This is a genomic window from Marinobacter gelidimuriae (genome assembly GCF_000372805.1).
Classification (GTDB): Bacteria; Pseudomonadota; Gammaproteobacteria; order Pseudomonadales; family Oleiphilaceae; genus Marinobacter; species Marinobacter gelidimuriae.
Genome location: NZ_KB889876.1, coordinates 1 through 11,258, shown reverse-complemented (window position 1 = coordinate 11,258; position 11,258 = coordinate 1). Strand labels below are relative to the sequence as shown.

Genomic DNA, 11,258 nt, shown 5'->3' with positions numbered 1-11,258 from the left:
TTGGGCAGAGGCGAATGCCCTCTACTGTTACCAGCGTGGTATCGTAATGACATTATTATGGCACTGACACCGGATTCCCGCTGATGAACCCTGTTGAACCTTTCAATCTGGACCTGCGCGCTCTGGCCACTTTTTTGGTGGTGCTGGACGAAGGCAGCGTATCGCGGGCCGCAGTAACGCTTGGGGTTAGCCAGTCGGCCGTCAGTCACACCCTGGAGCGTTTGCGCCAGGCTTTGGGTGACCCTCTGTTTGTTAAATCCGGGCGTGGCATTACCCCTACCCGTTATGCCCAGCAGGCCGGCCCGCACATTCGTCAGGTGCTGGATGATTTGCGCGCGCTGTCCTCCGGCCCGCCGTTCAGCCCGCAAACCGCAGAGCTGGTGTTTACCATCGCCGCCAACGATTATGAGCGCGACCTTTTGCTGCCCGGCTTGCTGGCTATTTTGCGTGAGCAGGCGCCGGGCATTCGCCTGCAGGTGATCGCCGCCGGCATTCCCGGCGCCGAGCTGTTACGCCAGGAAACCTGCGATCTGATTGTGTCGCCGCACCCACCGGAAGCCAGCGATATTATGCAACGTGGCTTGATGACCGACCGCATGGTGGTGTTTTATGATCCGGCCCGGCGCGAGCCGCCTCATACCCTGGCCGATTTCCTCAAAGCCGACCACATCAGCCTGATGCTGGGTTCCGCCGAACAGCCGGGGCTGGACCAAGCCTTGAGTGCCCGCAATCTGCGCCGCACCAAGAGAGTGAGCGTGTCAAACTTCTCGGCCCTTGCCAGCCTTTTATACGGTACCGACATGTTGGCAGTGGCGCCGGAACGTATGGCTCAGCAGCTGTTGTCGCGGGCCGCCTGGGTGCCACTGCCGTTCGACTACAAGCCCTTTACCCTGTTGATGATCTGGCACCAACGCTATCAGAACGATGCTGCCCACCGCTGGTTGCGCAACCAGATAAACGCGGTGGCGGCCACCATGGATGGAATGATGCAATAATCAATCGATATCATTCATAGGTTGACAGCCAGGTTGCCATTCCACTGGCAGAAGTGACTAGCCGACGAGTGACCCATTGTTACGACCTGATGGATGCCTAGTACAACACGTTAACGCAACTCCAGCTGGGGGGTCTTCAAGCAAAGTAGTTGAGTTTTTAGGGGCAATAAAAAAGCCAGCGATTCAATCGCTGGCTTTTTACTAGCACCACTTGGCGCAAACCCTCAGCCACCCATAAGGCGAGTGGCTTGGGAGTTACCGGCCTTTTTTATAGTGCAAAGCTTACTTCTTGCTGGCCCGGTCGAGCATGCGCTTGGCGCGCTCGTTGGCTTCGTCAGCGGATTTTTGAGCAGCTTTGGCAGCAGCCAGAGCTTGTTCAGCTGTCTGCTTGGCAGAGCGGGCAGAGCTGGCGGCGCTGTTGGCGGTGTTCATTGCATTTTCAGCCGTTTGCTCAGCTGAATTAGCTGTAGCATTGGCTTCGCTCATAGCGGCGTCATCAGTAGTGGCACAACCAGCAGTCAAAGCAGCTGCCAGTGCAAACCCAGCGATCGTCAGTTTACGCATTGCAAGTCCCCTTATTAGTCGTTGTATTTCCCGAAGTCCGATAATCAATGTAGCTGACATCCCGTCAACTCGCCTCCTGCCAATACAGGTCTGATAAGCGATTAACCACCGAAGCAGCCGATAGTGTAAATCAGTCTGCCACCAAATGTTAACTAAGCGTAGGTAAATGTCCGAAGCTTATGACAACAACGTAATCTTACACGGCGTTTCATGTCAGAAAACTATTCTAATGTCGGCACTTAGCTTAACTTCCAACAAGGGCCTCAGGGCAGGATTTCAATCGGGGTGCCATCGCTTACCAGTTGCCAGATTTCATCAATCTCTTGATTGCTGACGGCAATGCAACCGTCAGTCCAATCAAGCCCAAAAAAAGCAAAAGCAAAATCGTCGTCGGTTCCGTTGGGCAGGCCGTGAATCATGATGCTGCCGCCTGGGTTCAGGCCCCAGTTTTCGGCCATTTCACGGTCTTTGGCGCTGGGGTAGGAAATGTGAATAGACTTGTAAAATGAACTGCCGGCGTTGCGCCAGTCCAGGGAGTATTCGCCTTCGGGGGTGCGGCTGTCGCCCTCGTAAAGCTTGTGGCCCTGGGGATTGTCACCCAGTGAAATGCGATATTGGCGGATAACCTGCTCACCACTGAGCAACTGCAGTGAACGCTCGCCTTTTTGCACCAGTACTTTGGTGATGGACGGTAGCTGGTCGATGTCTGACGAATGCGGAAATGGAAGACGGGTGTCTGCTCGCGCCAGCAAATCCGAAGCCAGGGCCTGGGGCGTGAGCAAAGTCAGCAGCAGTGAACATAAAACAAACAATCGACCCATACTCATAAAACCGACTTACCAATGATTAATGTTAATTCAGAATGTTTATATCATGACTGAAGGTGCAGTTGTTAATGGGTTTTGTCATCTTTGGTGTTGTTATGTTTTGCCTCGGCTGCGTTTTGCTGGGCGTCCATTTTCAGGCCTACCTTGGCAACGGTGTCGCCGTTCATTGAACGCACCACCAGCGTAACCGGCCCCAGAGCTACCAGGTCGCCAATAACCGGGCGGCCCTTAGTACGTTGGGCAAAGCATTCAGCGAGTGACAAGTCGGGCGGCAGTTCATCAAATTCAATGCCGTAAACCTGCTCTACATCGCCCAGCAGAGCGTCGCCGTTCAACACAAAGTCGCCAAAGAACGCACGTTCGGCCAAGTGGCCGGGAGCGTAGGCCCCGCTGAGTGATTTGTTCAGGTCCGGTAAAACGCTTGGCGTGGCAAATACGGCGATAATGTCGCCCTGAATCACTTCAAGATCGGCTTGTGATTGTAGGCACAATCGGTTTCGGAATACGCCGGCCACCGCCGTGTTATCTGGAAATTTGAGCTGGTCCAGGCGCCGCGGCAGCTCCCAGTTTTTGCCCCGCAATGGAAACAGCATTAATTCATGATCGTCGGCGCCCGGGGCGTCCAGAGGAAAGCGACGAAGCGGCGCGTTGTCGGCCGGTACTTCCAGCTTTAGCCAGCGCGCCAAAGGCGCCATAGTGGTGCCCTGAACCAGCAATGACACCAGCACGATAAAAAAGGCGGCGTGGAACACCAGTTGCGCGTCTGGCAGGCCGGCAATAATGGGGAACAGTGCCAGCACGATAGGCACCGCACCGCGCAGGCCTACCCAGCTGATAAAACCCAGCTCACGGCGGTTGAAACCAAATGGCCAGAGTGTGGCCATTACAATGAGTGGTCGAATCACGAAAATAAGCGCCAGCGCCAATATCAGACCTCCGCCCGCCAGGGGCAGTAACTCCGACGGGGCCACCAAAAGCCCAAGCATAAGAAACAGGCACAGCTGCGCCAGCCAAGCCAGACCGTCGTGCACCTGCAGAATCATCGGCATCATGCGTACAGGCCGGTTACCAATGACCACACCGGTCAGGTAAATCGCCAAAAAGCCACTGCCGCCCAGAGCGTTAGTGGCGGAAAATACCGCAATACCACCGGCGGCTACCAGCAGTGGGTAAAGCGGCGGTGCCAGGCGCATCCGATTGGCCAGTGCGACGACGGCTACGCCACCGATTAATCCGGCAATGCTGCCAATACCAAACTGTTCCACCAGTAACAGCAGGGCGGGGCCAACGTTGTTCTCACCTGCGTTGCCAATCAGCGTGACCATCAGCAACGTCAGAAAAATGGCCATGGGGTCGTTGCTGCCAGACTCGATTTCTAACGTGGCGCTGACACGCTCGTTGAGATGAATGCCGCTGCCTTGCAGCATCGAGAACACCACCGCAGCGTCGGTAGACGAGATAATGGCGCCGATCAGTAGCGCTAGCATCCAATGCAAATCAAACACCCACCAAGCGACTACGGCTGCGCCGGCAGCGGTTAGAAAAACACCGAGGGTAGCCAACACCAAAGCGGGGCGCAGGCCAACACGGAAGGTTTCAGCACGTGTGCGCATACCACCGTCTAACAGAATCACGCCCAGGGCCAGATTGGCGATCAGAAACGCCAGCTGGTAATCATCAAAACGAATGCCGCCTGGCCCGTCTTCGCCCATCATCATGCCGACCACCAAAAAAATCAGCAGTACAGGCATCCCCACCCGGCTGGATAGCGGGCTTAAAACAATGCTGATCACCAGCATCAGGGCACCCACCAGGGTGAGCATCGGGTCCATCACAACTCCATATCAAGAATGGCAAGCAAGCCAGGCAAGGATCGCGTTGGCCTGCTGTAAGTCTGCCCATAGCCGGCACGGTTAACAAGCAGAGTTGATGCGGGTTACGCCGAGTGTGTCGCGGGTGTTGTTTTGCTTTAAAAGACGGTTGCCGAGAGGCGTATATATGCAAAAAAATTCATACGTTAAATACCTATTTGTTGTTTGACTATCTAAAGAATTACATTAATACTCAGCTTCGTTTAATTATCAGTCAACGATATATGTTTTAGCGTGCATATGTCAGTACTGGGTGATCAGTTTCAAGCTGTAAAAAATAACAAAACGACAACAACAAAATAGAGGTGATTGATGGACGGCATAACACAAGACCGTTTACAAAACGGCGACGAGGCGCGCTCTAAACCTGGTTTTTTTGACCGTGAAAACACGGTTGCAGGCCCCAATTTCAATCGTTGGCTGGTGCCCACTGCGGCGCTGGCGATTCATCTTTGCATCGGCATGGCCTACGGCTTTTCGGTGTTTTGGCTGCCTATGGCCAATTTGGTGACGGCTGGAGACCCGGTGGGCTATGTTCGCATTAAATGTTGATTAGCTTCAGAGCTAATGAAATCGCTCATAAAATCAGACGGTTGTGATATTTCTGAGGTTTGCTGATCAAACCACCGAAACCAGCCGAGATAATGGGGCAGATATTTGGTTGCGACACCGTTGAAACGCCGGAGCCATTGGAGGTGGGATTGCAGATTTTGTTCAAGGTGTTCGAGGATATCGGGTATAGCTTCCGGGTGCTGCAGCCTATCGAGCAGCTGATGTCGTTGACTGGGACTGAGAGAATCGATAACAGTACTGAGCTGGGTAAATTGCGCCTGGTTCATCGGAAACCTCCGAAGGTTTGCTACGGTTTCTGTAATTCTAGTACACGTTCAACATTTTACGAGAACATAGCCCCTACGGCGCTTGCTATCCGAGAAGCCCGCGAAAGCGGCATGAACCTTATCGGCTTTTGCCCGCCCGGGCCGCCACGTCATCTACGCCCCCGTTGACGACACTGTTCAGGAGAATACCTTGTGAGTGACCAGCAAATAACCAACCTGATCAAAATGATCGACCAGATTATTGCCAACAACCTGCACCACGGTGACGACGACCAGGTGACCGACGTTGCCGCCGGCCACCTGCAGAAATTCTGGGCTCGCAGCATGAAGCAGCAGGTGATCGCTTATGCCAACAGCGAAGGAGCGGAGTTGTCGCCGTTGGCGCAAAAAACCATCGCTAAGCTGCAGGCTGTATCTTAGCTTTCTGCTGCACCACAACGTCGCGTACGTTGCTATCCCCTTTTGCCAGCGCCAGGCTCTAGCTCGGATGTGTCATGGGGGATAAAAAAAGTGGCTGAAAGTGCTATTTTTTCAAGAGTTTAACCTCGCGGATCGACCAGGCATAAACCGCCGCTACCCAAAATAGTACCCAAAAATCAGCCTTCTTGCCGCTGTCTCGAAGCCGGATTGCAGCCGGTTTCGTCGACGGGCATACCAATTCCTATGCGGGCCTGTTGTAGTTTCTGTAGTTTCTGTAGTTTCTGTAGTTTCTGTGTGAAATCGATAAGCCGCACCGGTTAGCCCAACGACTGATCAGGGCTCCGGTCGACCTGCGACATTCCCGCATAATTTCGTCATGAACTCGATACCCTTATCTACGCGTAGGCGCCATAACCGATATTTCGTGGAGCCCGGAATCAGCAGATCGCTCTCAGCAGCGCAAAACAAGGGGTTTGTTGTTCGAACGGCTGAATAGCCTGATCGATACATCAATGCTGTCAGACGACGTGTTGATAAGTGACGGGTTTGAAAGCGATAGCCAGGCTGGATGATTTTGGTACAGGCTATTCCTCGCTTGACCACTTTCGCCGCCTGCCGGCGCAGGAAATCAAAATCGACCGTTCGTTTGTGAGCGACATGCTCACCAATGCGGACGATGAGATGATCGTAAAATCCATCATCAGCCTGTCAAAGAACTTTAAGCGCCGGGTAGTGGCAGAGGGCATTGAAACTCAGGCCATGCAGGACAAGCTGATTGACATGGGTTGTGAGCAAGCTCAGGGTTTTTGTCTACAGCAAGCCCCTACCGGCAGATGCTGCTCTGGCCTGGGCCGAGGCTTATCAGAAGCGTTAATAGGTTCCCGTTTGGCTCCACAATCCGTCTCTGAAAATCTTAGTGCAGCTTTAAACGCGGCTGCATCGCACGACTGATTTTGTCCATCAACCAGATAACGCCGGTACGCAGAAAGCCGTGCAGTGCTACTTGGTGCATGCGGTAAAGAGACACGTAGAACAGTCGCGCTACCTTGCCTTCAATGTACATGCTACGGCCTGACAGGTTTCCCATCAGGTTACCTACGGTGGTGTAGCGGCTAAAGTTGATCAGCGAGCCGTGGTCGTTGTAGACAAATGGCACGGCGGCTTTGCTTTGCAGGCGGTTGCACAGAGTTTTGAACAGCGCGTCGGCCTGCTGGTGTGCAGCCTGGGCGCGAGCGGGCACCGGGCGCTCCGAGCCTGGTTGAGGGCAGGCGGCGCAATCGCCAAGGGCAAAAATATCTGTGTCATGGGTGGTTTGCAGGGTTTGCAGCACCACCAATTGATTACTACGATTCACTTCCATACCTTCCAGTTTACTCAGAAACACAGGTGCCTTGATGCCAGCAGCCCATATGGTCATGAAGGACGGCAGCTCGGTGCCGTCCTTCATCACAATAATGTCTTCTTTTATTTCGCTGACCGGTTGGCCCGTCAACACCTTTACGTGCTGATGTTCCAGCTCGCGAGTTGCCGCAGAAGACAGTCGTGTGGGCAACGCAGGCAAAATACGGTCGGCCGCTTCAATCACTGAAATAGACACGTCAGACGCACGCAGGTGGTTCATGCCGTACACCGGCAGTTCGCGCGAGGCCAGGCGCAATTCGGCTGCCAACTCCACACCGGTAGCGCCGGCGCCAATTATGTTGATGTGCAGGCGGTGTTGGCGGCCTTGCTGAGCTTCGTGGTTTTTGCGCAAAAAGGCGTTCAACATCAGGTTATGAAAGCGTCGGGCCTGTAACAGACTGTCCAGAAACAGGCAGTTTTCCTGAGCCCCGGGGGTGCCAAAATCGTTCGCGGTACTGCCTACAGAAATCACCAGCGTGTCGTAGCCAATTTCCCTTTCGGGCACCACTTCTACGCCGCCTTCACCCATAAATGGCGCAACCACTAGAGTTTTGGTGGCGCGGTTCAGGCCGCTCATGCGGCCGAGCTGAAATTCGTAATGATGTTTGCGAGCGTGGGCGCGGTAATTGATTTCGTTGGCATTGGCGTCCAAGGAGCCAGAGGCAACTTCGTGCAGCAGAGGTTTCCAGACGTGTGTCAGACCGGCATCAACCAGGGTAATGCGGGCTTTGCCTTTTTTCCCCAATGTGTTGCCAAGGCTGGTGATCAATTCAAGGCCGCCGGCACCGCCGCCAACGATGACTATGTGGTGAGGACTACTATTATGGGATTTATTTCTCGGAGCAACCATCGCATTGGGCCTTTACAGAAAAGAGAACAAAGCGCTCTTGCTGCCGGCGTATAAAAGCGCTTTGTTGTCGTTACTGAGACCCATGGCAAGCTTGGGATATTAACGCGCCATGCGCTAGCAAACAATGAACACCGTGTAAGCAATGTTGCTGAGTTATTGCACTTGTAAAGACATCAGAGGCGCGGTGCGCATTATTCCAAGCGACTCATTTTTATTCCAGGCGGCTCACTTTGGCCATCAGTTTCCGCCAGCCAATCGGCAGCGTGCGCTCCAGAACGTTCAGCTTCGGATCTTTAGCATTTATGGCTTCAAGTGGCTGTTTACTGGCGTAAAGCACGGTGTTGTTGGTTTTGCTGCGGAACACCAGCAATACCGGAAAGTGTTTCTTCAGCTGGCGGAACCAGGCGTCGTTGGGTACGGGTGGGCGGTGGTAGTTCAGTGCCAGCCAGCCGTCGTCTGTTAATACGCGGGCGCAGCTGTCCATAAAAACCCGCTGCGACTGGGCAGGGCTCATACGATCGGCGCTGTACAGGTCAGCCAGGATCATATCGCTGCTGGCGTCGGGTAGTTGCTCCAGCGCAACGCGGGCGTCGGCGACGGTAACCTGCATGCGGTCGGTTTGCGGCAGGCTGAAAAATTCCCGGGCCACATCCACCACAATCTGTCGCAGTTCGACCACGTGTACGGTGCATTCGGGGTTCAGATGATGAAAAGCACTCGCCAGCGCGCCTCCACCCAGGCCCAGAACGGTTACCCGGGCCGGCATATGGAAGGCGGCGGGCAGCATCATGGCGCGATTGTATTCGTGCACGGGCAGATGAGGTGTGCGGCGATCTATTTTGCTTTGTTCAAAAATGGAGTTGAACGTCAAAACACGGTGTTTGCGCTCGTCGATGACCAGCACGCTGCCCAGGGCGTCGCGTACGTGGTGAATAATTTCTCCTTCATTGAACATAAGGCTGACAATAATTCCATGCGGTAGTGGTTGATAAAAAAGACACAGGCGATATGGTTGGCCTTTGTATCACAGATTCGCTGGAATTCTGCCACAATGGTGGTGAAAAACGTTGACGATCAATCACTGACCAAAAGTGGTCAGGGCTAAGGAGGATTTGACGTGAAACTGACAGTGTCAGGAATTGAAGACGGTAAACCTGTATCAGAGAAGTTTGCCTTCGGCGTGTTCAATGAAGACGATCACATGAGTTTTGGTGCTAATCGCAGCCCGGAAATGATCTGGGATCAAGTGCCGGAAGGCACGCGCAGCTTTGCCATTGTGATGTTTGATCCAGACGTGCCCAGCATCGCAGACGATGCCAATCAGGAAGGTAAAACCATCTCCAAAGACATCCCGCGGGTGGACTTCTTCCACTGGCTGCTGGTGGATATTCCTGCTCGCATGCGCTGCCTGCCGGAAGGCGAAGACAGCGACGGCGTTACTCCGAAGGGCAAAGAATTCGGCGGCGGCCCGGTAGGCGTGCGCGGTGTGAACAACTTTACCCAGTTTCTGGCCAGTAATCCGGATATGGCTGGCACCTACTTTGGCTATGATGGGCCGTGCCCGCCCTGGAATGATGAGCTGCTGCACCATTACCACTACGAGGTACACGCCCTAGATATAGAAACTCTGGGGCTTAGCGGAGAATTCGACGGTGCTACCGTGCGTAATGCCATGAAAGGGCATGTATTGGCCAGCGCGCGAGTGACCGGTACCTATACCCTGAACCCGGATTTGCCCGAATGCCAAAGGTAAGCACTATTATCTTATTCTAAAAAGGAATAAATAAACGTGTATTAATTCCTTTTTGACTAAGCCATAATGCCATTCTGTTAGAACCCTTGTGTGGAGTGGTGTTATGGCCCGTTTTCTTGTTTCCTTCCTTATACTGTTCAGCTCGCTGGCAACAGCCGCTGACCGCGACTTACCTCCGCTGGTGGAGGCCGACTGGCTGCAACAGCAGCGCCAGCAGTCTGAACTGGTCATCCTGGATATCCGCTCTGGCATCGACAATGGCGGCGATCGCAGTAGTTTCCGCAAAGCCCACATCCCTGGTTCGGTTTACAGCAGCTACACCGACGACGGCTGGCGCGAAAGCCGTGATGGCGTAACCGGCGTTATGCCTCCGGTATCCAGCCTGGAGCGGCTGATCAGCGGTTTGGGCATCAATAATGGTGACACGGTTGTACTCGTGCCAGCCGGTACCGGCCCCACCGACTTTGGCAGCGCGGCGCGGGTGTACTGGACTTTCAAGGTGCTGGGCCACGATGCGGTGACCATTTTAAACGGCGGCTTCGCCGGCTGGAACGAGGCCGGATTTGAAGTGGCCAGTGGTGAAGGCGCCCAGCGTCCTTTCGGTGCTTTCAAAGGCGAGCTGCAACCGAAGCTGCTGGCCACGCTTGAGGAAGTGGACGACGCCCGCCAGAATCAAGGCCAGCTGGTAGATGCCCGCCCGGCGGACTATTTTACCGGTAAGGAAAAATCATCGGCGACCAAAGCTGCTGGCACCATTCCTGGTGCGATGAATCTTCCCCATCAGAACTTTCTCAGCCAACAGGGCAAAGCCTGGTACCTGAACTCCGACACCATTGCCGGCCAGCTGCAAAGCACCAGTCTGGATCGCGACAAGCGCGCTATTGCCTTCTGCAATACCGCCCACTGGGCCGCCACCGACTGGTTTGTGCTGAGTGAACTGGCCGGATTTGACGAAGTGGCGCTGTATGACGGCTCCATGGCCGAGTGGTCTCAAGACAGCGATCGGCCGATGCAGGTTGCCAAAAAAGGATTGGGTAAAGTTCTGGACTGGTTTAACTGAGTGGGTAAGCAATGACTGATTCCGCAGTTTTACAGCCTGGTTTTCAAGAACCGGGCTGGCTGGTGGACCGTTTTATCGTATCAATCGCTCTGGTCGGCATTGCCCTGTTGGGTGGGCTGATCTGGTTGGAAACGGCGCCGTTCATGGTGGCACTTTTTGCGGTGGGCACGGTGCTTGGTATGGCGCTCTACCATGGAGCTTTTGGCTTCACTGCCGGCTGGCGCAATCTGGTGGTCAAAAAGCGCGGTGCCGGCATGCGGGCCCAGTTACTGCTGTTCGGCGTGACCTCACTGATCATGGTGCCCATGCTGCACAGTGGCCAGGAAGGTCTGGTGGGTGCGGTGGCGCCGGTAGGTACCTCTCTGGTTTTGGGCTCTTTCCTGTTTGGTATGGGGATGCAACTGGGTGGTGGCTGTGGCTCCGGCACCCTGTTCACCGTTGGTGCCGGTAATATACGGATGGTGGTGACGCTGGTGTTCTTTATCGCCGGTACCGTTCTCGGTTCCATTCATCTGCCCTGGTGGCTGGATCAGCCAGGGTTCGATCCGGTGCCACTGGTCAACACCTTCGGCGTCAGCGGCGCGATCCTGGTGCAGTTTGTCGCGCTCGGGCTGCTTACCTGGTGGGTCAACCGCATTGAGCGCAAGGCCCATGGCTCGATTGAACGGGATGAACTGC

11 protein-coding genes and 2 pseudogenes are annotated in these 11,258 nt (G+C 54.5%); 7 read left to right on the top strand and 6 right to left on the bottom strand.

The features are described 5' to 3' along the window. The first annotated feature begins 83 nt into the window (after positions 1 to 83). Positions 84 to 995, top strand: coding sequence for a LysR family transcriptional regulator (locus A3OI_RS0107095; protein ID WP_018403604.1), 912 nt, complete (start codon positions 84 to 86; stop codon positions 993 to 995). 282 nt (positions 996 to 1,277) lie between these two features. On the opposite strand, the gene A3OI_RS0107090 is transcribed toward A3OI_RS0107095, so the two are convergent. The 3 genes from A3OI_RS0107090 to A3OI_RS0107080 form a co-directional block, all read right to left on the bottom strand. After that, positions 1,278 to 1,559: an Lpp/OprI family alanine-zipper lipoprotein gene (locus A3OI_RS0107090; RefSeq protein WP_018403603.1), complete on the bottom strand. Its 282-nt coding sequence runs from the start codon at positions 1,557 to 1,559 to the stop codon at positions 1,278 to 1,280. Positions 1,560 to 1,822: 263 nt separating this feature from the next. After that, on the bottom strand, positions 1,823 to 2,386 hold the full coding sequence (locus A3OI_RS0107085; RefSeq protein ID WP_026224054.1) for a L,D-transpeptidase family protein: 564 nt from the start codon (positions 2,384 to 2,386) through the stop codon (positions 1,823 to 1,825). Positions 2,387 to 2,451: 65 nt separating this feature from the next. Next, positions 2,452 to 4,218 carry a potassium/proton antiporter gene (locus A3OI_RS0107080; protein WP_018403601.1) on the bottom strand — a complete coding sequence of 589 codons (1,767 nt, stop codon included), beginning with the start codon at positions 4,216 to 4,218 and terminating at the stop codon, positions 2,452 to 2,454. Between the two features lie 351 nt (positions 4,219 to 4,569). Here A3OI_RS0107080 and A3OI_RS0107075 point away from each other — a divergent pair. Then, positions 4,570 to 4,785 (top strand): annotated as a pseudogene (locus A3OI_RS0107075) (MFS transporter); the annotation flags it as partial. Positions 4,786 to 4,787: 2 nt separating this feature from the next. Here A3OI_RS0107075 and A3OI_RS24620 read toward each other — a convergent pair. Continuing rightward, positions 4,788 to 4,949: pseudogene (locus A3OI_RS24620) on the bottom strand (IS1595-like element ISUnCu23 family transposase); the annotation flags it as partial. 339 nt (positions 4,950 to 5,288) lie between these two features. On the opposite strand from A3OI_RS24620, the gene A3OI_RS0107065 reads away from it, so the two are divergent. After that, positions 5,289 to 5,516, top strand: a complete 228-nt coding sequence (locus A3OI_RS0107065; RefSeq protein ID WP_014869454.1) for a formate dehydrogenase subunit delta — start codon at positions 5,289 to 5,291, stop codon at positions 5,514 to 5,516. Positions 5,517 to 6,053: 537 nt separating this feature from the next. Continuing rightward, positions 6,054 to 6,467, top strand: coding sequence for an EAL domain-containing protein (locus A3OI_RS0107060; RefSeq protein ID WP_228702920.1), 414 nt, complete (start codon positions 6,054 to 6,056; stop codon positions 6,465 to 6,467). Here A3OI_RS0107060 and A3OI_RS0107055 read toward each other — a convergent pair. Both A3OI_RS0107055 and A3OI_RS0107050 read right to left on the bottom strand, forming a co-directional pair. Continuing rightward, a complete protein-coding gene (locus tag A3OI_RS0107055; protein ID WP_040474964.1) occupies positions 6,430 to 7,767 on the bottom strand; it encodes an NAD(P)/FAD-dependent oxidoreductase in 1,338 nt (445 codons plus the stop codon). The two genes, A3OI_RS0107060 and A3OI_RS0107055, sit on opposite strands and share 38 nt — an antisense overlap. A 211-nt stretch (positions 7,768 to 7,978) precedes the next feature. Continuing rightward, positions 7,979 to 8,722, bottom strand: coding sequence for a spermidine synthase (locus A3OI_RS0107050; RefSeq protein ID WP_018403597.1), 744 nt, complete (start codon positions 8,720 to 8,722; stop codon positions 7,979 to 7,981). Positions 8,723 to 8,884: 162 nt separating this feature from the next. On the opposite strand from A3OI_RS0107050, the gene A3OI_RS0107040 reads away from it, so the two are divergent. The 3 genes from A3OI_RS0107040 to A3OI_RS0107030 form a co-directional block, all read left to right on the top strand. Beyond that, positions 8,885 to 9,520, top strand: coding sequence for a YbhB/YbcL family Raf kinase inhibitor-like protein (locus A3OI_RS0107040; protein ID WP_018403595.1), 636 nt, complete (start codon positions 8,885 to 8,887; stop codon positions 9,518 to 9,520). 103 nt (positions 9,521 to 9,623) lie between these two features. Continuing rightward, positions 9,624 to 10,580 carry a sulfurtransferase gene (locus A3OI_RS0107035; RefSeq protein WP_018403594.1) on the top strand — a complete coding sequence of 319 codons (957 nt, stop codon included), beginning with the start codon at positions 9,624 to 9,626 and terminating at the stop codon, positions 10,578 to 10,580. Positions 10,581 to 10,591: 11 nt separating this feature from the next. Beyond that, a partial coding sequence (locus A3OI_RS0107030; RefSeq protein ID WP_018403593.1) for a YeeE/YedE thiosulfate transporter family protein occupies positions 10,592 to 11,258 on the top strand: 667 nt, incomplete at its 3' end.

What these genes read in the sequence shown, in the direction of transcription:
- A3OI_RS0107090 (WP_018403603.1), bottom strand. Translation starts at nt 1,559, where the DNA reads ATGCGTAAACTGACGATCGCTGGGTTTGCACTGGCAGCTGCTTTGACT.
- A3OI_RS0107055 (WP_040474964.1), bottom strand. Translation starts at nt 7,767, where the DNA reads ATGGTTGCTCCGAGAAATAAATCCCATAATAGTAGTCCTCACCACATA.
- A3OI_RS0107095 (WP_018403604.1), top strand. Translation starts at nt 84, where the DNA reads ATGAACCCTGTTGAACCTTTCAATCTGGACCTGCGCGCTCTGGCCACT.
- A3OI_RS0107035 (WP_018403594.1), top strand. Translation starts at nt 9,624, where the DNA reads ATGGCCCGTTTTCTTGTTTCCTTCCTTATACTGTTCAGCTCGCTGGCA.
- A3OI_RS0107080 (WP_018403601.1), bottom strand. Translation starts at nt 4,218, where the DNA reads ATGGACCCGATGCTCACCCTGGTGGGTGCCCTGATGCTGGTGATCAGC.
- A3OI_RS0107085 (WP_026224054.1), bottom strand. Translation starts at nt 2,386, where the DNA reads ATGAGTATGGGTCGATTGTTTGTTTTATGTTCACTGCTGCTGACTTTG.
- A3OI_RS0107050 (WP_018403597.1), bottom strand. Translation starts at nt 8,722, where the DNA reads ATGTTCAATGAAGGAGAAATTATTCACCACGTACGCGACGCCCTGGGC.